This is a genomic window from Mesobacterium hydrothermale (assembly GCF_035818635.1).
Taxonomy (GTDB): domain Bacteria; phylum Pseudomonadota; class Alphaproteobacteria; order Rhodobacterales; family Rhodobacteraceae; genus Mesobacterium_A; species Mesobacterium_A hydrothermale.
Genome location: NZ_JAYLLH010000003.1, coordinates 75,342 through 96,732, shown reverse-complemented (window position 1 = coordinate 96,732; position 21,391 = coordinate 75,342). Strand labels below are relative to the sequence as shown.

Sequence of the window (21,391 nt, the reverse complement as noted above, 5' to 3'; positions counted from 1 at the left end):
TACACAACCCGTACACATACAGGGCCTGCGCGCGCTGCCTCAGGGCAAGGCGCGCAGGGTGCCGCGTTCGATCACGCGGCAGGGAAACAGGCGGGTTTCCGGGTGACGATTTGGCGTTTCGATGGTGCCGACGACAAGTTCGATCGAGGCACCGATGATTTCGGCCACGGGCTGCCGGATGGTGGTCAGGTTGATGTTTTGCCAACGGGCCATATCCATGTCGTTGAGCCCGATGATGCCAATGTCGCCGGGCACGGACAGACCGGCTTCTTGAACCGCGGAAAGCGCGCCCACCGACAACACGTCATCGCCGCAGAAATAGGCTTCGGCCGGCCCGGTCATCAACAGGCGGGTCATTTCTACCCGGCCCGCGTCAAAGGAATAGGCGCTGGCGTAACTGATCGAAACGTCGATCTCGGGGTGTTCGCGCAGCGCGCCAAAAAACCCCAAGGCGCGGTCCTGAGTCGAGGTGGCCTGTTCCGGCCCGCCAAGGAACGCCACGCGCCGATAGCCGCGTGCGATCAAGGTTTCGGCGGCCATGCGTCCGGCGGCGACGTTGTCGATGCCAACGACATGGACATTGGGCGACGTCGAGAACCGGCCAAACGAATGGACCACCGGGATGCCCGCGTCTTTGAACGCTTCGGCAAAGCTGGGCGACAGGGTCGAGGACGCCACGATCGCGCCGTCCACCGAATATTGTTTGAGCATGCGCACGGATTGCTTGGGGTCGGTCTCTGCGCTGAGGTTGACCAGCAGCGGCCGCAAACCGCGATCTTGCAGGCCGCGTGTAAACAGGTCGAAAACCTCTAGAAACAGGGGGTTGTGGAAGTTGTTCGAGATCAGACCGATCAACTTGGTGCGCCCGGTCGTCAGTGACGAGGCCAGCGCGTTGGGGCTGTAGCCAAGCTCGGCTGCCGCCTTTTCGACCTTGGCGCGGGTCTTTCTGGAGACCGAAGCACCTTCGGTAAATGTACGCGACACCGCTGAGCGGGACACACCGGCCCGTTCAGCCACGTCCTTTAGGGTTATCGCCATCGTCGATCCGTCCAGACACCATTGCGTGCGAACAGTATAGCCCGCTCGTCACGCGACCACATCGTGGATCGGTAGAGAATTTTTTGCAACCGGTTGCAAATTGTCGGAAACGCCGCTACCGTTTTCTCATGCGGCGAGGGGGTTCTGGCCCGGTCGACCGTGGAAAAGATATTGGGAGGTATCCATGAACACATTTCTGAAGACCGTGGCAGCGACAGCGGTTGCAGCCACGGCCCTGCTGGGCGGCACGGCGGCCTTCGCAGATACAAACGGCACCCTGCGCTACGTGCTGGTCAGCCACGCACCCGACAGCGACAGTTGGTGGAACACGATCAAGAACGGTCTGGCGCTGGCAGGCGAGCAGATGAACGTCGAGGTTGAATACCGCAACCCGCCAACCGGCGACCTGGCCGACATGGCGCGCATCATCGAGCAGGCGGCGGCCTCTGGTCCCGATGGCATCATCACCACGCTTGCCGATATGGACGTGCTGTCCGGCCCGGTCAGCGCTGCGGTCGAATCCGGCGTGGACGTGATCATCATGAACTCCGGCACCCCGGAACAGGCCCGCGAAGTGGGCGCGCTGATGTATGTCGGCCAGCCTGAATATGATGCGGGCTATGCTGCGGGGCTGCGCGCTGCCGGCGACGGGATCGGCAGCTTCCTGTGCGTGAACCACGCGATCTCCAACACCGTTGTGGCACAGCGGTGCCAAGGTTTTGCTGACGGTCTGGGTGTGGAGCTGGGCGATTCGATGATCGACTCGGGTCAGGACCCGCAGGAAATCCGCAACCGGGTGATGGCATACCTCAATGCCAATCCCGAAACCGAGGCGGTGCTGACCCTTGGTCCGACCTCTGCCGATCCGACCATCCTTGCGCTTGAGGAAATGGGTCTGGCCGGTGACATGTATTTCGGCACCTTCGATCTGGGCGAGAACATCGTGCAGGGCATCAAGGACGGCGTCATCAAGTGGGGTATCGACCAGCAGCCCTTCTTGCAGGCCTATCTGCCGGTCGTGGTGATGGCGAACTACCACCGTTACGGCGTGCTGCCGGGCAACAACATCAATTCCGGCCCCGGCTTCGTGACCGCCGATGGGTTGGAAATGGTCGCGAAATACGCGGGCGAGTACCGCTAAGCGCGTCGGACCGACTGACGGCTGGATGCGCGTACAGGGGCGGATGGCAGGACAGCTGTTCGCCCCTTCTTTCTCAGAAATTCACGAGGGGAGGACTCGGGGCGATGTCCGAAGAGGCACAACCGGCCGGGGGGCCGACGGACGAGCGGATCAAGACCATGGGCGGCCTGCGTCAATGGCTGATCCGTCCGGAACTTGGCGGGATCGTCGGCACCATTGCGGTGTTCATCCTGTTTGTCATTTTCGCGGGCGACAGCGGCATGTTCAATGCGCAGGGCATCATGAACTGGAGCCAGGTGAGCGCGCAGTTCATGATCATCGCGGTCGGCGCCTGCATGCTGATGGTGGCGGGCGAGTTCGACCTGTCGGTGGGCTCGATGATCGGGTTCGCGGGCATGTCGATCGCGATTCTGGGCGTGACCTTGAACCTGCCGATCTGGATCGCGATTCTTGCGACCTTTGCGCTCTGCCTCGCGATTGGCGCGCTGAACGGTATCATCGTGATCAAGACCGGACTGCCGAGCTTTATCGTGACGCTGGCCTTCCTGTTCATCCTGCGCGGCTTTACCATCTTCTTCCCGCAGGTGATCGAGCGCCGGACCATCATCGGCGGCATCGACGACGCGGCCCAGGGCGATTGGCTGGCGCCGCTGTTTGGCGGAAAGATTCTTGGCTTTGTCTTCACATGGCTTGCCGATATCGGCCTGATTGACACATTCTCGCGCGGGAATCGCGCGGGTCAGCCGGTGATCGACGGGCTGCCGATGCTGATCGTCTGGGCCATCGCGCTGGTGATCGTCGGGCATTTCATTCTGACCCGAACCCGGTTCGGAAACTGGATTTTCGCTGCGGGCGGCGACGCGCAGGCGGCGCGGTATGTTGGTGTACCAGTCGAGCGGGTGAAGATCCTGATGTTCATGCTGACCGCGTTTTGTGCCTGTGTCTTCGCGACCTGTCAGGTGATGGAGTTCGGATCGGCGGGCGCGGATCGTGGCCTGTTGAAGGAATTCGAAGCGATCATTGCCGTGGTGATTGGCGGCGCGCTTCTGACCGGGGGCTACGGCTCGGTCGTGGGGGCGGCGCTTGGTGCGCTGATCTTTGGCGTGGTGCAGCAGGGCCTGTTCTTTGCCGGCGTTGAATCGAGCCTGTTCCGGGTGTTCCTTGGCGTGATCCTGCTGCTGGCGGTGATCCTGAACACCTATATCCGCCGCATCATCACCGGAGAGCGTTGATCATGACGGATCAAAAGGAGACCAAGCGATGAGCAGCTACGATCACAACCCGATCGTCGAGATGTCCGACATCACCAAGCACTTCGGCCCGGTCATCGCGCTGAACGGGGTCAGTTTCGACATCCGTCCCGGCGAATGTCACTGCCTGCTGGGCGACAACGGCGCAGGCAAATCGACCTTCATCAAGACCATGTCGGGGGTGCACAAACCCACGTCGGGCCGGATCCTGTTCGAAGGGCGGGAGATGAATTTTTCCAGCCCCCGCGACGCGATGGAGGCCGGGATCGCCACGGTTTATCAGGATCTTGCCATGATCCCGCTGATGAGCGTGACCCGAAACTTCTGGATGGGCCGAGAACCGGTGAAGGGGTTCGGCCCGCTGAGAATGATCGACTTCGAAAAGGCGAACGCGGTCACCATGGACGAAATGCGCAAGATGGGCATCAACCTGCGCTCGCCCGATCAAGCTGTGGGCACGCTGTCGGGCGGCGAACGGCAGACGGTTGCCATCGCGCGCGCGGTCTATTTCGGCGCCAAGGTGCTGATCCTGGACGAACCGACCTCGGCGCTGGGCGTGCGGCAAACGGCGAACGTGCTGTCCACCATCGACAAGGTCCGGCGCAAGGGGATCGGCGTGGTGTTCATCACCCACAACGTCCGCCACGCGCTGGCCGTGGGCGACCGTTTTACCGTGCTTAACCGGGGCAAGACGCTGGGCACCGCGCAGCGCGGCCAGATCACACCGGAAGAGTTGCAGGACATGATGGCCGGCGGGCAGGAGTTGGTCGCGCTCGAAGGCTCGCTTGGCGGAACGGTCTGAGCCGGCGATGACGGAGCAGATGTTTTACAGGACCGAGAGCGGCGAACTGGATCAGTTCGCCGCTCTTACCGGACAGACCCTTGACCCGGCCACGGTTCCCCTGGCGGCCGAGGTGGCGATGAATATCCCGATCTACGACATGGATACCCGCGCGGGCATGCTGGACGACCCCGTTGCACGGCAACGCCTGATGGCCGAATGGGCGCGTGTTCTGGGGCACTCGGCAGGGGTGATCGTCTTGAAATCGGCGTATGCCGATACCGGCCCGATTGATGCCGCAAGCGATCTGTTCAACCAGATCATCGCGCGGGAAAAGGCAGAGAACGGGGCCAAGGCTGATCATTTCGCCGCCGCAGGGGCCAATGACCGTATCTGGAACGCGCTGCAAAAACTTTGCGCGGCCGATCCGGCGGTGTTCCTGCGCTATTTCGCCAACCCCGCCATCGCGGCGGTTTGCGAGGCGTGGCTGGGGCCGGGCTACCAGATGACCGCGCAGGTGAACCTTGTACGGCCCGGCGGGCAGACGCAGCAGGTCCATCGCGACTATCATCTCGGGTTCCAGACCGCGGAGGTTGCGGCACGGTTTCCGGCGCATCAGCATGCGCTGTCGGCTTGCATGACCTTGCAAGGCGCGGTTGCCCATTGCGACATGCCGGTCGAAAGCGGGCCGACGCAACTCTTGCCGTTTTCGCAACTGTTCCCAGAGGGCTACATGGCCTATCGCCGCCCAGAATTTCGCGATTTCTTTGCCGCCCAAGCGGTGCAATTGCCGCTGGCCAAGGGCGATGCGGTGTTCTTCAACCCCGCGCTGTTCCATGCGGCGGGCCAAAACCGCTCGACCGATATTCACCGAATGGCCAACCTGCTGCAGGTGTCGTCGGCCTTTGGGCGGGCGATGGAAAGCGTAGATCGGCTTGGGATGTGCAAGGCGCTTTACCCGCTGCTGCAAGCCGCAACCGATCTGACCGCGGCCGAGCGAGACGCGGCCATCGCAGCGACGGCCGAGGGCTACGCCTTTCCCACCAACCTGGATACCGATCCGCCGACCGGTGGGCTGGCGCCCGAGTCGCAGGCGGCGCTGATGCAGCGGGCCTTGCGCGATGGATTGAGCGCGGCCACGGTTTCGGCAGAACTTGATGCGCTCGCTGCACGGCAGCGGCCCTGAAGGAGCATCCGCATGACCGATCTGTTGCGCAAACCGACCGGCATCTCTGGCCAGACCCATGCCATCACGCCAGAAAGCGCGGGCTGGGGCTATGTCGGTTTTGACACCTGGCGGCTTGCCCCGGGGGAGGTGGCCTTGGCGCCGACCGGTGACCGCGAAGCGATCCTTGTGCTGGTCGAGGGGCATGCCGAGATCGCGGCCGCGGGCCAGGAATTCGGGGTGATCGGCGACCGGTTGTCCGTGTTTGACCGCAAGCCGCCGCATTGTCTTTATGTCCCGCCGGGCAGCGATTGGCGCGCCACGGCGACAACGAACTGTACGCTTGCCGTTTGCACGGCCCCGGCCAAGGGCGGCCGTCCGGCGCAGCGGCTGGGCCCGCAGGGGATCGAATTGGAGAAACGCGGCTCCGGCACCAATACGCGCTACATCCACAATATCGCGATGGAGGCACGCGACGTGGCCGACAGCCTGCTGGTGACAGAGGTTTACACACCCGCAGGGCACTGGTCGTCCTATCCGCCCCATCGCCACGATATCGATGATTTCCCGAACATCACCTATCTCGAAGAGACGTATTACCATCGCCTCAACCCGCCACAGGGCTTTGGTGTTCAGCGCGTGTTCACGGATGAAGGGGACCTGGATGAAACCATGGCTGTCTCGGACCACGATGTCGTGCTGGTTCCGCGCGGTCATCACCCCTGTGCAGCGCCTCATGGGATCGAGATGTACTACCTCAATGTGATGGCCGGGCCCCGCCGCAACTGGCGGTTTCAAACCCATCCGGACTTTGATTTCCTGGTGACTTAGGGCTTTGGTGCAGTCGCGTTGCGCGCACGGCTTTCCAAAAAGGTCACGCTGCGAACAGCGTCACCGGGTAAGTGTCCATGCACCTTGACCTGTCCGCCACATAGTCCCCGGTGATGGAAAGTCTGCGCCACCCTGACAGCGCAGGCGACCGCGAATGTGCCGTTTCGACGCGGCGCAAACAAGTGTGATGCCCCCAGCGCAAGACACAAGGGAATCTTGCGCTGGATCGGTCCGTTCAGGCGGGCAAGACCTTGCTTGATTGAACGCCCAACCCGTCGATCCCAAGCGACACCGTCTCTCCGCCCGAAAGATAGCGCGGCGGGGTCTGGCCCATGCCGACGCCCGGTGGCGTGCCGGTCGAGATGACATCCCCGTTTTGCAGGCTCATGAACTGGCTGCAATACGCGATGAGCTGCGGGATCTTGAAGATGAGGGTCGCGGTAGAGCCGGACTGCATCCGTGTGCCATCGACATCGAGCCACATCGCCAGCGCGTCAACATCCGCGATCTCGTCCGGCGTTACAAGCCAGGGGCCGGTGGGGCCGAAGGTGTCACAGCCCTTGCCCTTGTCCCAGGTGCCGGCGCGGTTGAGTTGGAAATCACGTTCGGAGACATCGTTGATCACGCAGTAGCCCGCCACATGATCCAGCGCATCCGATTCCGCGATGTAGGCGCCGGGTTTGCCGATGACCACGCCAAGTTCGACTTCCCAATCGGTCTTGATCGAGCCTTGCGGGATCTGGATCGGATCGTTGGGCCCGACCACCGCAGAGGTCCATTTGTTGAAGAGGATCGGCTCTTCGGGGATGGGCATCCCGGCTTCGGCCGCGTGGTCGGCATAGTTCAGCCCGATGCAGACGAATTTACCGATGCCGCCGACGCAGGCGCCAAGCCGCAGATCATCTTGTGGTGTGCCGTCGACGCGGGGCAGGGTGGCCACGTTCAGCGCGGCGATCCTGGCCAAACCTTCGGGGCGCAAAACTTCGCCGCCGATGTCGGCCACGACGCCGGACAGGTCACGCACGAAGCCGTCGCTGTCAAGCAGGCCGGGTTTCTCGGCCCCAGCGGGGCCGTAGCGGAGAAGTTTCATAAAATGTCCTTCCTGTATGTCGAGTGAGACTGAGCCGGCGGTCAACGCGCGGCTGTCCGGTGCGTGCAGTACCAGAGGCGCGGCATGGTGCGCCTTACGCCACCTCGGGCGGTGCGTTCAGCCCCGAAATCGCCTGGATCAGGCTGTCTTCGGTGACCTCTTCGGAGGTGAACGTGCGCATGATCCGGCCAGAATACATGGCCACGATCCGGTCCGAGACATGCAGCACCTCGGGCATCTCCGAGCTGATGACCATGACGGCATACCCCTGTGCTGCAAGACCGCGCAAAAGCTTGTGGATTTCCGATTTCGATCCGACGTCGATCCCACGCGTGGGTTCGTCGACGATCAGCACATCGGGGTGCATGGACAGCCACTTGCCGATGACGATCTTCTGTTGATTGCCGCCGGACAGGTTGCCGACCTTTTGCTTCCACCCCGGGGTACGGATATCGAGCCGGTCGCGGTACTGGTCGAAAATCGCCACCTCGGCGCCTTCGGCCATGAATGGCCCGGCGGTAAGGTCGTCGACCTGTGGCAGGGTCATGTTGTCCCTGCAATTCATCCCAAGCACGAGCCCCTGGCCCTTGCGGTCCTCGGGGACCAGAGAGATGCCGTGGGCGATGGCCTCTGACGGCGAATTGATGCGCAGTTCCTTGCCGCCGAGGTGAATGGTACCGGCCGTCGGCGTGCGCAGGCCAAAGAGCGTTTCCGCGATTTCCGTGCGTCCGGCACCGACCAGTCCGTAGAACCCCACAACTTCGCCGCGCCGGATCTCGAAGCTGACGTCTTCGTAAAGCTTGCCGCAGGACAGCCCGCGCACCTCAAGCGCGACATCGCCCAGGTCGTGGTGTGCGGCGTTGCGCGTCAGGTCCAGCTTGCGCCCGATCATCATCTGGGTCACCGCCTCTTCGGTGGTGTCGGCGGTGCTGACCGTGCCTTGGTATTGCCCGTCGCGCAGGATGCTGATCCGGTCGGTGATCTTGAAGATCTCTTCCATGCGGTGCGAGATATAGATGATGCCGACGCCGCTGGCCTTGAGATCCGCGATCACGTCGAACAGCACCACTTTCTCGGCATCGGTGAGCGAGGCGGTGGGTTCGTCAAAGATCACCGCCTTGGCATCCACCGTCAGGGCGCGGGCAATCTCGACCATCTGCTGATTGGCGATGGAAAGATCGCCCACCCGCGTAGAAGCGTCGAAGCCAACGTTGAGTTTTTGCAGAATCGCATTGGTCCGTTCGCGCAGCGTCGCCCAGTCCACGAAGCCAAATCGCTTGCGGGGCAGTTCCCCGAGATAGATGTTTTCGGCCACGCTCAGTTCTTCGGCAAGGCTGAGTTCCTGGTGAATGAAGACGATCCCCTTGGCCTTTGCCTCGAGCGGGCCGGCCATGACCACCTGTTCATCGCCAACCATGATCGCGCCTTCTGTCGGCTGGTGAATGCCGCCCAGAACCTTCATCAGCGTGGATTTTCCGGCGCCGTTTTCGCCCATGAGCGCGTGCACCTCGCCCGGCATGACCGCGAAAGAGACCCCGTCGAGCGCCCGTACGCCGGGAAAGGTCTTGACGATGTTTTCAAGTCTGAGAACCGGATCGGTCATACCCGCAGCTCCTCTTTGCCCTTGATGTTCAATTGCTTGTCAAGGAACAGCACCGCGATGAGGATCAGGCCGATCACCAGATTCACCGTCGAGGTATCCGCCCCGATATGGCCCAGCCCCTTGCGCAGAAGCTGGATCGCGATGACGCCGCCGAAGGTGCCGATGACATTGCCCGCGCCGCCGGTGATCTTGGTTCCGCCCAGGACTACAGCGGTGATCACCCAAAGTTCGTAAAGCTGCCCGTCGTTGGGATTGACCGAGCCGGATTCGGAGTAGAAGACCACCGCCGAAAGCGCTGCGAGAAAGCCGATGATGGCAAAGTTGATCATCATGTGCGGGCCCACGCGGATGCCGGCATTGACCGCGGCCTCGCGGTTGTCGCCGATGGCATAGGCGTTGCGGCCATGCACCGTGCGGCTCATGACGAACCACATGACAAGCGTCACCCCAAGCAGGAACCATGTCGCCGTGGCGAAGCCCAGGAACTGGGCCTCGGCAAAGTCCACCAGCGTCCAGTTCAGATGGCTGGTCGGGTTTTCGCCGTTGAACATGAAGACAATGCCACGATAACCCAGCATCGAGCCCAGCGTGACGATGAAGGCGTCCACGCCGGTTTTCCAGACGATGAACCCGTTCAGCGCGCCCAGCAGCGTACCAGTCAGAAGCGCCAGCAGCCAGGCCACCGGGATCACCCAGTCGCCAAACCCGCCGAAGATCGTCCAGGTCATGCTGTCAAGCAGGATGATGGCCGCGATGGCGAAGGTCGCGCCGACCGACAGGTCGATGTTGCCGTTGACCATGACGAGGGTCATACCCATCGCGATGATGCCGATCGGGGCGGATTGCTTGAACAGCAACAGCATGTTCTGCCCGTCCATGAATGCCTTGTCAGACAGCGAAAGGTATTCGCCTGCCACACTGAAAAAGATCAGTTCGATCAGGATGAAGCCCCAGATTGCGCCGCCCTTCAGCGCCTTGGAGAGTGTGCCCTGTTTCATAACGCCCCCTCTTGCTTTCCGTGCCCTGCCGCGGTCGCGGCGTGCGGGCGTTACGCGATATGCGAGAACAGCTTGCCGCGCTTGGCTGCGATATCGAGCCAGACCGCAAGGATGATGATGATCCAGGTCACGACAAACTGGACATAGAACTGCAAGCCCACCAGCAGCAGACCGTTCTGGATAAAGCCCAGGATCAGCACGCCGATTACTGTCTTGAAGATCGTACCAGAGCCGCCCAGCAAGGACGCGCCGCCCAGGATCACGGCGGCCAGCACCTCAAGTTCCAGACCCTGGCCCACGGTGTTTTGCGAGCCCAGCGATCGGCTGGCCTGCATCACACCTGCCGTGGCGACGCAGCCGGCCGAGATCAGGTAGCACGTGAACACGGTGCGCGCGCGCTTGATGCCCGAAAAGGTTGCCGCTGTGCCGTTGCCGCCAACCGCATAGACCTTGCGCCCGAACGGGGTGCGCGCCAGCACAAGGCCAAGCAGCGCCGCCAACAGCACCAGGATCAGGATCGGTACGGGGATGCCAAGCGCGGAGCCCTGACCGAAGACCGAGAACCAGGTGCCTTCCTTGTCGGCGATGTCCATGTTTTGCCCGCCGGAATAGGTCAGTGTCAGGCCATGGATCGCCGAGAGCATGCCGAGCGTCACGATCAGTGAGTTCAGCCGGAGGTAACCGACCAGAAACCCGATGAAGGCACCAAGGCTGAGCGTCATGGCGAACATCGCGGGAATGGCAAGGGCCGGGCCGATCCTGTCATGCAGGTCCAGCACCACGATGGTCGAAAACGACATCATCGAGCCGACCGAGAGATCGAGATTGCCGCTGATGACCACAAAGGTCACCCCCAGCGCCATGACCCCAAGGATGGCCGACGACCGGACAACGCTGAACACGTTGTCGATGGTGATGAATTTTGGATTGGCGATGGTGAAGGCGATCATGAACAGCGCAAAGGCGATCAGGATACCCTGTTTCGCCAAGACGCTGCCGATCGCCCTTCGGTCGAATGCTGCCATGATCCCCTCCCTTGAACCGCAGGCCTGCGTTTTGACGTGTCGTTCCGTGGCGCGCACCTGTCAGACCAGCGTCATGCCGCCGTCGATCATGACGATCTGGCCGGTCATGTAATCGCTGTCCTTCGAGGCAAGAAACGTCGTTGTTCCCGTGATGTCAGGGGGCGTTGCGACGCGTCCCTTGAGGATAGCGGCAGAGAATTCCTCCATCGCCTGTCCCGGACGCTCGGCGGCGCCAATTGCCATCAGGTCCTGGTCGACCTGTTCCCACATCTCTGTCCGGACCACGCCGGGTGCGAACCCTGTGACGGTGATACCATGTTTCGACAGGTCCCGCGCGCCCGATTGCGTCAACGACACGACGGCGAATTTCGACGCGCAATAGGGTGCGACGTTGTCATAGCCCTGACGGCTGGCAACCGACGCGGTGTTGATGATCTTGCCCGCCATGCCGTCAGCGGCAGGGCCTTGGGCAATCATCTGGCGGGCGGCTTCCTGCATCCCGATCAGACACCCCAAACCATTGACGCCCATGATGAAATTCCAGTTGTCTTCGTCCACGTCCATAAAGTTCATCGGCTTGTTCACGCCTGCATTGTTGAACTTGACGTCGATGCGGCCGAAGGTTTCGACGGTGTGTGCGACCATTGCGCGAACCTGCGCGCGGCTGGTGACGTCGACCTGCGCCGACGTTACGCGGTCCCCATGTTGTGCCCGGTTGGCGTCGGCGACGGCGTTGACGCCGTCAATGTCGATGTCTGCGAAACAGACCTTTGCCCCTTCGTTGAGCAAGGCTTCTCCGATGGCGCGACCGATGCCGCGCGCCGCACCCGTCACGAGGCAAACGCGATCCGTGACACGTCCCATGGCGTGCTTCCCTGTCTAAATTCGTTTAAGGCTAAACATCGTGCGGGGGCAAGTCGGCCCCCGCACCGCAGCAGACGCGATCAGAACACCGGTTTGGTGAACTCGCCCATGTTGTCCTGCGTGATTTTCGGCGTATCGAAGTAGTTCAGGAACGGCACGTCCTTGCCTTCGAGCACATCGATCGCCGTCTTCAGCGCGGCCTTCGCGTCATCAACCGGGGACTGGTAGATCGAGCCCCAGTAGTCGCCCGCGGCCATCGCTTCGTAGCCGACGGCAAAGTTGGTCGCGCCGACGAAGATGATGCCGTCGCGGCCCGCTGCCTTGGCAGCGTTCAGCGCGCCCACCCCCATGTTGTCATCGCCGGCATAGACACCGTCGATGTCGTCGTACTTTACCAGGAAGGCTTCCATAACCTGTTGCGATTTCTCGCGATTCCAGTCTCCCGGCTGGGTGTCCAGAACGGTGACGTTCGGGCAGACCTCGGGCAGACGATCATCGAAACCCTTCGCCCGTTCGATCGCCGTGGTGTACCCCGGCTGGCCGGTGATGTGGACGACCTTGGCTTCGTTCTCGATGCCCATGGCCTTGAACTTGTCGCACATGATCTCGGCCGAGCGGGCCCCCTGCGTGATGTTGTCGGGACCCGAGAATGACTTCACGAAGCTGAAGCCCGCCTCGGCAATGTTCGAATTGGTCACGATAACCGGGATGCCGGCCTGATAGGCCTTGCGCACGGCGGGAATGACCGCTTCACCGTTGGTCGGCCAGATGATGATGGCGTCGACTTCCTGCTGAATGAGGTCTTCCATCTGGGCGATCTGGCGCGCCACGTCGCCGCCGGCATCCAGCACGACGGTCTCGACCTTGTCATTGGCGTCAGCCGCTTCGATGAAGGCCTTCTCATAGGTGGTCTGATAGCTGTCGACACCCACGTTGTTCTGGGTGATTCCGATCTTCATGGTACCGCCATGGCCATCGGCAAATGCCCCACCGGCAAGGGTGGCGGCTGCGGTGGTCACTGCCAGGAATGTCCTGATCTTCATGTTCTTCCTCCCAAAAATTGAAGTGGGCGTGTGTCCCGTTACGGACGGCCCGCGGCCTCTTGCAGAAGCCGAACCATCATCCGGCCCCGCCGAACGATCGAGTCACAACCTGCCCGGATTCCCGACGCGCCGAACCAGATAAGATATCCATATCGGATATAAAGAAATTCATAATGAACATTATTGCGATACGTTGTGACGATCACATTGGACATCCTGCAAGGAGGCCAGAGGTGCCACAACGCGATTCATCCAGATTGGATACGGCGAGTACGCCGCAAGAACAGCCTGACATCAAGCCCGACAACAAAAGGCGCACATGGACAATGAACGACATGGGACGACATACCCGACACAGCCCTGCTGCGCCAATGGCGAAGCCCGAGGCGGTCGAGATCCTGTCGTTTCTGGAGGCGCTCAACGACGAGATCGAGGGCGCGATTGACCTGTTTGTTCCCAATGCCCACCTGCGGATGGCCATCCATCTGCTTCAGGGACATTTCGATGGCAAGACCGTCACCGCCACCTCTTTGATCAGCGCAAGCCGCGTGCCTTATGCCACTGCGAACCGCCGTCTGAAAGAGATGATCGAAGCCGGGCTGATCGAGCAGCGCCCCCGCACCGCATCGGGCAAGAGCTTTTCCCTGCATCCAAGCGATGTGTTGCTGGAGACATGGGTGCAGATGTCGGGCCGCTTGCGGCGCTTGTGCGAAGGGGCGTTCGGCGGCGTGGCCCGGAACCGTGATACAAAAGACTATTATTTCGGCGGCAGCTATGCGGCCGCGCATTCGATCCCGCCGCTGCGGGTTCTGACCGAACCGCTGAAGCTGTCTGGCGGGTTGCGGGTTCTGGTGCATGGCGACCCGACCTTCATGGTCATGGACAACCTCAAGCGCCAGTTCGAACAGGTGATCGGGTCAAGTATCAGCCAGCGCGCGTTCTCGATTGACCGTCTGCGCGAGGAAACCTTGCGCAATGCAGCCCGTGACACCAGCCGCTATGATATCATTGCCGTGGACCTGCCCTGGATTGGCGAGTTTGCCAGCCGCGGCATTCTAATGCCGCTCGATCAGGTGATGGACCTTGCCGAGCTTGATCCGTCCGATTTTCATACCGCGGGCTGGCAAGGCGCGCATTGGGGCGGGCGCGCTTATGGCGTGCCGGCACAGACCACGCCAGAGCTTTTGTTCTTTCGCCACGACGTGTTCGCAGAGGCCGGGTTGGAGCCACCCGCCAGCACCGATGCGCTGCTGCACGCTGCCCGTGCCCTTCACGACCCGACGCACGGAAAATATGGCATCGCCTGGAACGCGGCGCGCGGAACGGCGCTGGGCCATACCGTGTTGATGACCTATGCGGATTTCGGCCAGCCGATCCTGGATTTGCCAGACGTTGCGGGCGGATTCGGCACCGGGCATCTTGCCCAGGGCGGTTATCGCGCGATGATCGACACCAAGGCCGGGCTGCAGGTCGCGGAGTTTCTTCTCGAGCTGCTGAAGTATTCTCCGCCCGACATCCTGTCGATGTCCTGGTATGAACGGGTTCGGCCCTATGCCTCTGGCAAGGTGGCAATGGCATACGGCTATACGTTGCTGGCGCCCTATTTCGAACTTGACGATACATCACCGGCCTGCGGACAGACCAGCTATCTGCCACATCCGCCTGCACCCGGGGCGCGGCCGGTGGCGCCTGTCGGCGGCTACGTCATGGGCATCCCGGCCAACCTTGCACCTGAACGCATTCCGGCCGCGGTTGAAGCGCTCAAGGTGTTCACATCGCCCGAGGCGCAAAAGCTCTACGTTCAGAACGGCAGCCGCACGAACCCGCGCTATTCCGTCGGCGCAGACCCCGAGGTTCGCCGCACCTCGACGATCTTCGAGGCAGTGGACGGGATGTCTTGGCGGGATGAATTGCAGTTCTGGCCGCGCCCGCCGGTGCCCGAGATCGGCGGCATCTTTCAGATCTGCGGCGAGGAATTTCACGACATGCTGCGCGGGCTGACGCCCCCGCGCGAAGCGCTGCGCCGGGCACAGGCGCGCGCCGACAAACTGATACGACCAAACGCGACACCGTGATGAAAGGGAGGAAATGACATGGACCCCAATCGCTTGAAAGGGAAGAATATTCTGATCACTGGCGCGGCGCGCGGCATGGGACAGGCCAACGCCGAAGCCTTTGCCGCCCAGGGCGCCAATGTCTGTCTTGGGGATCTTGACGGGGACGAGGCGCAAAAAGTTGCCGACGCCATCAATGCCAGGGGGGCGGGCCGCGCCATTGCTGTCAGGATGGACGTAACCGGCCGCGCGGACAATGCCAATGCCGTGGCCGCGACGGTCGAGGCGTTTGGCTCGATCAACGTTGCGTTATTCAACGCCGGCCTGAACAAGCCCAGGTTCTTCATGGATATCGATGAGGCCAACTGGGACATGATCATGAACGTCAACACCAAGGCGATGTGGCTGGGGATGCAAGAGGTCGCCCGTCAGATGATCGCCCAGGGCCCGATGGCGGATCATCCCTACAAGCTGATCAACGTCGGCAGCATCGCGTCGAAAAAACCGCTGGTTGATGTAACGGTTTACTGTACCTCGAAATATGGCTGTCTCGCGCTGACTGAATGCGGCGCGCTGGGTCTGGCCGAGCACAACATCACCGTCAACGGCTATGCGCCCGGCGTGGTGGTCACGCCGCTTTGGGAGCAGCTTGACAAGGACCTGGTCGAGATCGGTTTCAAGGAACGTGAAGGCCAGGCCTATGACGATATCGTCGCCAACAACCTTGTGATCAAACGCGTGTCCTATCCCGAGGATATCACCGGCACCGCGTCGTTCCTTGCAAGTGACGACAGCGACTACATGACCGGCCAGATGATCTCGATCGACGGTGGCTGGGTGACCAAGTAACCCGCTGATTTCAATAAAATTCTAACCCCACAAAAACGGGCTGCTGCGCGCGCCCGGAGGAGTCTCTCATGTCCCGTGCCCTGATGCCGAACATGCTCACCCCGAAGGATCTTGAGCCCAACTGGGAATGGCGCGACAAGCTGCCAGCCTGGGGCCATATGTCTGTCGATTTCGAACGTCGGATCGATCATGACCGCCTGCGCCGCTATCGTCTGGCACGCACCCGGCAGGCGCTTCAGAACTCTCCGGCGGGGACGCTTTTGCTGTTCGACGTGAACAACATCCGCTACGTGTCCGCGACCAAGATCGGCGAATGGGAACGGGACAAGATGTGCCGCTTCTGCCTGCTGACGGGCGATGACAGCCCCTATGTCTGGGACTTTGGATCGGCGGCAGAGCATCACAAGCGCTATTCCGACTGGCTGGAGCCCAGCCACTGCCTCGCCGGTGTCGTGGGCATGCGCGGGACGATTCCGCCGGAATTCGGCCTGATGAAGAAATACGCGAAACAGATCGCCGGGTTGATCCGCGACGCAGGCATGGGCGACATGCCGGTGGGGGTCGACTATGCCGAAACCGCCATGTTCCACGCCCTGCAAGAGGAAGGCCTGCATGTCATCGACGGTCAGCAGATCATGTTGGCGGCGCGCGAGATCAAGAACTGGGACGAAATCCAGCTTTTGACGCAGGCGGCCAGCATGGTCGATGGCGTCTATCACATGATCTATGAAGAGCTGAAACCGGGCGTACGCGAGAGCGATATCGTCGCCCTGTCCAACAAGATGCTTTATGAAATGGGCTCCGATGACGTGGAGGCGATCAACGCGATCTCCGGCGAGCGCTGCAACCCGCATCCGCACAACTTCACGGACCGTCTGATCCGCCCCGGTGACCAGGCCTTCTTCGACATCCTGCAATCCTATCAAGGCTATCGCACCTGTTACTACCGGACCTTCAACGTCGGCCGCGCAACACCCGCTCAGAACGACGCCTACGTGAAGGCCCGCGAGTGGATCGACGCCTCGATCTCGATGATCAAGCCCGGCGTGACAACAGACAAGGTGGCCGAGGTCTGGCCCAAGGCAGAAGAGTTCGGGTTCCCCAACGAAGATGCCGCCTTTGGTCTGCAATTCGGGCATGGTCTGGGTCTGGCCTTGCACGAACGGCCCATCATCAGCCGTGCGGTTTCGCTGGATCACCCGATGGAGATCCAGACCGGCATGGTTTTTGCCCTTGAAACCTATTGCCCGGCGACGGACGGCTATTCCGCTGCCCGCATCGAGGAAGAAGTCGTCGTGACGGAAAACGGGTGCGAGGTGATCAGCCTGTTCCCGGCCGAAGACCTGCCCATCGCGAACCGGTACTGAGCCATGGGGCATCCGTTTGATCTGACGGGCCGCAAGGCGCTGGTCACCGGCGGGGCAACCGGCATCGGCGAGGGCATTGCCCTCGCCCTTGCCGCCGCCGGGGCCGACGTTGCGCTGACCTATCGCAGTCATGCCCCTGAAGAAACGATCGCCAAGATCGAATCCTTCGGGCGCAAAGGGGCCGCAGTTCGCGCCGATTTCGTCGAGATGGACGAACGCGCCGCCAGCGAGGTGATCGACTTTGCCGCCGACACGCTGGGCGGCCTTGATATCCTTGTGAACAACGCCGGTATTATCCACCGCGAAGACAGCACGCGGATGCCGCTGGCGGATTGGCGGCGCGTTCTGTCGGTGAATCTCGACAGCGTCTGGCTGCTGTGCCAGGCGGCCGGCACGCGAATGGTGGCGCAAGGGGGCGGGAAGATCGTCATCGTCTCTTCGGTGCTGGGATCGCAAGGCGGCCTTCGGGTGCCTGCCTACGCGGCGTCGAAACACGCGGTGTTGGGGTTGACCAAGGCTCTGTGCAACGAATGGGCTGCGCAGGGGGTGAACGTCAACGCCATCGCGCCCGGCTATACCGCCACTGACAACACCCAGGCGCTGCGCGACGATCCGGATCGTGCGAAGGCGCTGCTTGACCGTATCCCGGCGGGGCGCTTTGCCGAACCCTCGGAAATTGCCGGTGCCGCTGTTTTCCTCGCCTCCGACGCTGCCGCCTATTGCCACGGCAGTTGCGTGACGGTGGACGGTGGCTGGCTTGCTCGTTGAAAGGACCAAGATGCAAACGCTGAACGGAAAAACCGCCCTTGTGACCGCCGCGGCCAACGGCATTGGCCGCGCCTCGGCCGAAGCACTGGCCGCGCGCGGGGCGCGGGTGATCGCAACAGACATCGACGGCACCGGCGTGGACGCGCTGGCCGCGGGCAACGACGGGATCACCGGGCAGCGCCTTGACGTGCTGGATGCCGGGGCTGTCGCCGCGCTGGTCCAGGACCATCCGCAGTTCGACATTCTGGTCAACTGCGCAGGATGGGTGCATGACGGTACGATCCTGGACTGTGACGACGACGCATGGGACCGATCCTTTGCGCTGAATGCCAAGGCGATGTACCGGCTGACCAAGGCGGTCTTGCCGGGCATGCTGGACAAGGGCCAGGGCTCGATCGTCAACATCGCCTCGATCGTTTCAAGCGAGAAAGGCGCACCGCGCCGGTTCGCCTATGGCGCCTCCAAGGCCGCGATCATCGGCATGACCAAGGCCATCGCGGCCGATTTCGTACAAAAGGGCATCCGCTGCAACGCGATCTGCCCCGGCACGGTGCAAAGCCCCTCGCTTGAAGACAGGCTGCGGGCGACGGGTGATTTCGACGCGGCGCTGGCAGCGTTCAAGGCGCGGCAGCCCATGGGACGCCTTGGCACGCCCGAGGAAATCGCCGAGATGGTCTGCTACCTGGCATCCGACATGGCGGGGTTCACCACCGGACAGGCCTTTGCGGTCGATGGCGGGTGGTCGATCTGATGCGCCGTTCTCTGGACCGTGCCGCCTGCATCGACGACCTGCGGACCCTGGCCAGACGGCGGATTCCGCGCTTTGCCTTTGACTTGGTGGATGGCGGCGCGGAATCCGAACGGAACATGCGGCGCAATGTCGAAGCCCTTGAACGGGTCGAGTTGACCCCGCGCTACATGGTCGATGTCTCTCGGATCGACACGGGGACAACGCTTTTTGGCAAAGCGTTTGACTTGCCCTTTGGCATGGCGCCCATCGGGATGCTCAACGCGTTCTGGCCTGGTGCCGACCTGACGCTTGCGCGACTGTGCAAGCGCGAAAACATTCCCTACGTGGCCAGCTCTGCCGCCTCGACCGCGCTGGAAGCGCTGGCCGAGGCCGCGGATGGCAACGGCTGGTTCCAGCTTTACGTGTCCGGCGACGACCAGGTCACCGAAGGGCTGATCGCCCGGGCCGAGGCCGCGGGCTACGAGGTGATGATGGTGACCGTTGATGTTCCGGCCGCGGGCAAGCGCGACCGTGACATTCGTAACAAGCTCGCCGTGCCGTTCCGCTTTACGCCCGAGGTCATCGCGCAATGTGCGGCGCATCCACGTTGGGCGCTGTCCAGCCTGCGCAACGGTACGCCCAACGTGGCGAATTACGCCGATCTTCTGAAAAGCGCGACGTCTTATGCCGATGTGCAAAAGACGCTGATCACACCGGGTTTTTCCTGGGAGAGCCTTGAGAAACTACGCGCGCGCTGGGCGGGTAAGCTGTTGGTCAAGGGCATCCTGCACGCCGATGACGCGTTGCGCTGTGCCCGGATCGGCTGTGACGGCATCGTCGTTTCCAACCATGGCGGCCGACAGGTGGCGTTTGGCCCGCCGACGGCCGACGTGCTTCCGGCCATCGCGGCGGCGGTCAGCGACCAGATGACCGTGATCATGGACAGCGGCATCCGGCGTGGCGCGGATGTGCTGCGTGCCAAGGCGCTGGGCGCCGATTTCTGCCTTACCGGACGCGCGATGGCTTTCGGGGTTGGCGCCGGTGGCGCGGCGGGCGCGGATCGGGCGATGGATATCCTGAAGCTGGAATTGATCCGCGCGCTGGGGCAACTCGGTACGCCGCAATTCGAAGGCGTCGGCCCGCAACACCTTGGCGGCTGACACCCCTGGCGCGCGCCACCGCCGAACCGGGGGCGGCGGCAAGCCGCGCGGTGGCCGACTTTCACAGTCTGGACAAGCCCGGCGCAGTCTTCGATTAACACCGGGGCCAGTGGCCGAAAAACGGAAACGGGGGGCCGAACCGGTCCCCCGAACTGACAGAGGTGGCTTTGAAACATCCCGTTCTTGTCCTGTCCCTGGGCTCTGCCGTTCTGGCCATGGCGGCGCTGGCCCTGTCGGCCGAGGCCGAAACCAAGGCGCAACCGAACGCGCGCCTTCTGGCCCCCACAACGGATTTCAGCCGCCCCGAACAGTTCGAAACGCAGCAAGGCGGGACGGGCACCACCCTGGACCGGATCGACCAAAGCGCGTTTTCGCACCCCTCTGCCATGCTCACGGCCACGCAGCGGGCCGAGTTCGCCCAGGGCAACGAGGTGTTCGACCGCGAGTGGGTCGCCGCGCCGTCTTCGACCATCGCGTCGGACGGGTTGGGTCCCTATTTCAACGCCCGGTCCTGTCAGGGATGTCACATCAACGGCGGGCGTGGTCACCCGCCCCTGGACGGTGACACCAGCATGGTGTCGATGCTGTTTGCCCTGAGCGACGGGCAAGGCGCGCCCGACCCCGTGTTCGGCCACCAGTTCCAGGATCAGGCGATTGCCGGTTTCACGGGCGAAGGCACGATCCGTGTCGTATATGAGTCTGTACGGTTCACCTATCCCGACGGTACAAATGTCGATTTGCGGCGGCCGGTCTACAGCACCGATGCCGCCTTGGCCGCGGGGGTCGCGCTGAACCCGCGGATCGCGCCGCAGATGATCGGGCTGGGTCTGATCGAGGCAATCGACCAAAAGGATATCTTGTCGCGCGCGGATCCGGACGATGCCGATGGCGACGGGATTTCCGGCCGTGCGCATTGGCTGGGCGACGGTGCATTGGGGCGGTTCGGCTGGAAAGCGACAACCGGGTCGGTGATGGAGCAATCCGCACTCGCGTTTTTCAATGATATGTCGCTATCGACCTGGATGTTCCCCGCGCCGCATGGCGACTGCACAACGGCGCAGGAGACCTGCCGCACCGCAGAGCATGGCGATGACGACGGGCTGCCCGAAGTGGACGACGGCCTGTTGGACAGTGTCAGTTTCTATTCTGCCAATCTTGCCGTGCCGGCGCGTCGGGGGGTGGACGATCCGAGGGTACTGGAGGGCAAGGCGCTGTTTTACGCCGCAGGCTGCGTGTCGTGCCATGTGCCGAAACATGCGACCGGCGAAAACACCGCGCCGGAACTTCGCAACCAGGTGATCTGGCCTTACAGCGATTTCCTGCTGCACGATCTGGGGCCGGGGCTGGCCGATACGACGCCCACGGGGGATGTGGCCGGATCTGAATGGCGCACCCCGCCCCTGTGGGGGATCGGGATGACGGCAATGGTCAGCGGCCACACCAACTTTCTGCACGACGGTCGGGCCCGTTCGCTGGAAGAAGCGATCCTGTGGCACGGCGGAGAGGCGGAAAGCGCGCGGGACAGTTTCGCGGGGTTCCTGAAGGAACACCGGGCGTCCCTTCTGCATTTTCTGAACAGCCTCTGACCCGGTTGGTTGGTGCCGGTCCGTGGTTCCTGCCGCGGACCGACATGC

The 21,391-nt window shown here is 62.4% G+C and carries 19 protein-coding genes; 12 read left to right on the top strand and 7 right to left on the bottom strand.

Going from position 1 to position 21,391, the window contains the following annotated elements:
- Positions 1-39: 39 nt before the first annotated feature.
- Positions 40-1,038, bottom strand: a complete 999-nt coding sequence (locus VK792_RS03280; protein WP_326295918.1) for a LacI family DNA-binding transcriptional regulator — start codon at positions 1,036-1,038, stop codon at positions 40-42.
- A gap of 184 nt (positions 1,039-1,222) precedes the next feature.
- On the opposite strand from VK792_RS03280, the gene VK792_RS03275 reads away from it, so the two are divergent.
- The 5 genes from VK792_RS03275 (at position 1,223) to iolB (ending at position 6,206) form a co-directional block, all read left to right on the top strand.
- Positions 1,223-2,179, top strand: a complete 957-nt coding sequence (locus VK792_RS03275) for a sugar ABC transporter substrate-binding protein (RefSeq protein WP_326295917.1) — start codon at positions 1,223-1,225, stop codon at positions 2,177-2,179.
- A 104-nt stretch (positions 2,180-2,283) separates the two neighbouring features.
- The gene (locus VK792_RS03270) at positions 2,284-3,411 is read left to right on the top strand and encodes an ABC transporter permease (protein ID WP_326295916.1); all 1,128 of its coding nucleotides are present in this window, start codon (positions 2,284-2,286) and stop codon (positions 3,409-3,411) included.
- A gap of 28 nt (positions 3,412-3,439) precedes the next feature.
- Positions 3,440-4,231, top strand: coding sequence for an ATP-binding cassette domain-containing protein (locus tag VK792_RS03265; protein ID WP_326295915.1), 792 nt, complete (start codon positions 3,440-3,442; stop codon positions 4,229-4,231).
- Positions 4,232-4,250: 19 nt separating this feature from the next.
- A complete protein-coding gene (locus VK792_RS03260; protein ID WP_326295914.1) occupies positions 4,251-5,396 on the top strand; it encodes a phytanoyl-CoA dioxygenase family protein in 1,146 nt (381 codons plus the stop codon).
- A gap of 12 nt (positions 5,397-5,408) precedes the next feature.
- Positions 5,409-6,206, top strand: a complete 798-nt coding sequence (gene iolB, locus VK792_RS03255; protein WP_326295913.1) for a 5-deoxy-glucuronate isomerase — start codon at positions 5,409-5,411, stop codon at positions 6,204-6,206.
- A gap of 235 nt (positions 6,207-6,441) precedes the next feature.
- On the opposite strand, the gene VK792_RS03250 is transcribed toward iolB, so the two are convergent.
- The 6 genes from VK792_RS03250 to VK792_RS03225 form a co-directional block, all read right to left on the bottom strand.
- Positions 6,442-7,296, bottom strand: a complete 855-nt coding sequence (locus tag VK792_RS03250) for a fumarylacetoacetate hydrolase family protein (protein ID WP_326295912.1) — start codon at positions 7,294-7,296, stop codon at positions 6,442-6,444.
- A gap of 94 nt (positions 7,297-7,390) precedes the next feature.
- Positions 7,391-8,899: a sugar ABC transporter ATP-binding protein gene (locus VK792_RS03245; protein ID WP_326295911.1), complete on the bottom strand. Its 1,509-nt coding sequence runs from the start codon at positions 8,897-8,899 to the stop codon at positions 7,391-7,393.
- Positions 8,896-9,897 carry an ABC transporter permease gene (locus VK792_RS03240; protein ID WP_326295910.1) on the bottom strand — a complete coding sequence of 334 codons (1,002 nt, stop codon included), beginning with the start codon at positions 9,895-9,897 and terminating at the stop codon, positions 8,896-8,898. Before VK792_RS03240 ends, VK792_RS03245 begins: the two co-directional genes overlap by 4 nt.
- 50 nt (positions 9,898-9,947) lie before the next feature.
- On the bottom strand, positions 9,948-10,922 hold the full coding sequence (locus VK792_RS03235; protein WP_326295909.1) for an ABC transporter permease: 975 nt from the start codon (positions 10,920-10,922) through the stop codon (positions 9,948-9,950).
- Between the two features lie 60 nt (positions 10,923-10,982).
- Positions 10,983-11,786, bottom strand: coding sequence for an SDR family NAD(P)-dependent oxidoreductase (locus VK792_RS03230; protein ID WP_326295908.1), 804 nt, complete (start codon positions 11,784-11,786; stop codon positions 10,983-10,985).
- Between the two features lie 80 nt (positions 11,787-11,866).
- Positions 11,867-12,829, bottom strand: coding sequence for a sugar ABC transporter substrate-binding protein (locus VK792_RS03225; protein ID WP_326295907.1), 963 nt, complete (start codon positions 12,827-12,829; stop codon positions 11,867-11,869).
- A 371-nt stretch (positions 12,830-13,200) separates the two neighbouring features.
- On the opposite strand from VK792_RS03225, the gene VK792_RS03220 reads away from it, so the two are divergent.
- The 7 genes from VK792_RS03220 (at position 13,201) to VK792_RS03190 (ending at position 21,343) form a co-directional block, all read left to right on the top strand.
- Positions 13,201-14,904 (top strand): ABC transporter substrate-binding protein, encoded by a 1,704-nt coding sequence (locus VK792_RS03220; protein ID WP_326295906.1) that lies wholly within the window; start codon positions 13,201-13,203, stop codon positions 14,902-14,904.
- Between the two features lie 18 nt (positions 14,905-14,922).
- Positions 14,923-15,732, top strand: a complete 810-nt coding sequence (locus VK792_RS03215; RefSeq protein WP_326295905.1) for an SDR family NAD(P)-dependent oxidoreductase — start codon at positions 14,923-14,925, stop codon at positions 15,730-15,732.
- 68 nt (positions 15,733-15,800) lie between these two features.
- Complete coding sequence (locus VK792_RS03210; RefSeq protein WP_326295904.1) at positions 15,801-17,099, top strand: M24 family metallopeptidase; 1,299 nt, start codon at positions 15,801-15,803, stop codon at positions 17,097-17,099.
- Between the two features lie 3 nt (positions 17,100-17,102).
- Positions 17,103-17,867 carry an SDR family oxidoreductase gene (locus tag VK792_RS03205; RefSeq protein WP_326295903.1) on the top strand — a complete coding sequence of 255 codons (765 nt, stop codon included), beginning with the start codon at positions 17,103-17,105 and terminating at the stop codon, positions 17,865-17,867.
- Positions 17,868-17,877: 10 nt separating this feature from the next.
- Positions 17,878-18,618, top strand: coding sequence for an SDR family oxidoreductase (locus VK792_RS03200; RefSeq protein WP_326295902.1), 741 nt, complete (start codon positions 17,878-17,880; stop codon positions 18,616-18,618).
- Positions 18,618-19,757, top strand: coding sequence for an alpha-hydroxy acid oxidase (locus VK792_RS03195; protein WP_326295901.1), 1,140 nt, complete (start codon positions 18,618-18,620; stop codon positions 19,755-19,757). Before VK792_RS03200 ends, VK792_RS03195 begins: the two co-directional genes overlap by 1 nt.
- Positions 19,758-19,918: 161 nt before the next feature.
- Positions 19,919-21,343: a di-heme oxidoreductase family protein gene (locus VK792_RS03190; RefSeq protein WP_435404826.1), complete on the top strand. Its 1,425-nt coding sequence runs from the start codon at positions 19,919-19,921 to the stop codon at positions 21,341-21,343.
- Positions 21,344-21,391 lie beyond the last annotated feature (48 nt).

Excerpts from the sequence above, each read along its gene's own strand:
- VK792_RS03215 (WP_326295905.1), top strand. The coding sequence starts at position 14,923 with ATGGACCCCAATCGCTTGAAAGGGAAGAATATTCTGATCACTGGCGCG.
- VK792_RS03280 (WP_326295918.1), bottom strand. The coding sequence starts at position 1,038 with ATGGCGATAACCCTAAAGGACGTGGCTGAACGGGCCGGTGTGTCCCGC.
- VK792_RS03275 (WP_326295917.1), top strand. The coding sequence starts at position 1,223 with ATGAACACATTTCTGAAGACCGTGGCAGCGACAGCGGTTGCAGCCACG.
- VK792_RS03260 (WP_326295914.1), top strand. The coding sequence starts at position 4,251 with ATGTTTTACAGGACCGAGAGCGGCGAACTGGATCAGTTCGCCGCTCTT.
- VK792_RS03230 (WP_326295908.1), bottom strand. The coding sequence starts at position 11,786 with ATGGGACGTGTCACGGATCGCGTTTGCCTCGTGACGGGTGCGGCGCGC.
- VK792_RS03265 (WP_326295915.1), top strand. The coding sequence starts at position 3,440 with ATGAGCAGCTACGATCACAACCCGATCGTCGAGATGTCCGACATCACC.
- VK792_RS03245 (WP_326295911.1), bottom strand. The coding sequence starts at position 8,899 with ATGACCGATCCGGTTCTCAGACTTGAAAACATCGTCAAGACCTTTCCC.
- VK792_RS03205 (WP_326295903.1), top strand. The coding sequence starts at position 17,103 with ATGGGGCATCCGTTTGATCTGACGGGCCGCAAGGCGCTGGTCACCGGC.
- VK792_RS03235 (WP_326295909.1), bottom strand. The coding sequence starts at position 10,922 with ATGGCAGCATTCGACCGAAGGGCGATCGGCAGCGTCTTGGCGAAACAG.
- VK792_RS03240 (WP_326295910.1), bottom strand. The coding sequence starts at position 9,897 with ATGAAACAGGGCACACTCTCCAAGGCGCTGAAGGGCGGCGCAATCTGG.
- VK792_RS03270 (WP_326295916.1), top strand. The coding sequence starts at position 2,284 with ATGTCCGAAGAGGCACAACCGGCCGGGGGGCCGACGGACGAGCGGATC.
- VK792_RS03250 (WP_326295912.1), bottom strand. The coding sequence starts at position 7,296 with ATGAAACTTCTCCGCTACGGCCCCGCTGGGGCCGAGAAACCCGGCCTG.
- VK792_RS03225 (WP_326295907.1), bottom strand. The coding sequence starts at position 12,829 with ATGAAGATCAGGACATTCCTGGCAGTGACCACCGCAGCCGCCACCCTT.
- VK792_RS03210 (WP_326295904.1), top strand. The coding sequence starts at position 15,801 with ATGTCCCGTGCCCTGATGCCGAACATGCTCACCCCGAAGGATCTTGAG.
- VK792_RS03220 (WP_326295906.1), top strand. The coding sequence starts at position 13,201 with ATGGCGAAGCCCGAGGCGGTCGAGATCCTGTCGTTTCTGGAGGCGCTC.
- VK792_RS03200 (WP_326295902.1), top strand. The coding sequence starts at position 17,878 with ATGCAAACGCTGAACGGAAAAACCGCCCTTGTGACCGCCGCGGCCAAC.
- VK792_RS03195 (WP_326295901.1), top strand. The coding sequence starts at position 18,618 with ATGCGCCGTTCTCTGGACCGTGCCGCCTGCATCGACGACCTGCGGACC.
- iolB (WP_326295913.1), top strand. The coding sequence starts at position 5,409 with ATGACCGATCTGTTGCGCAAACCGACCGGCATCTCTGGCCAGACCCAT.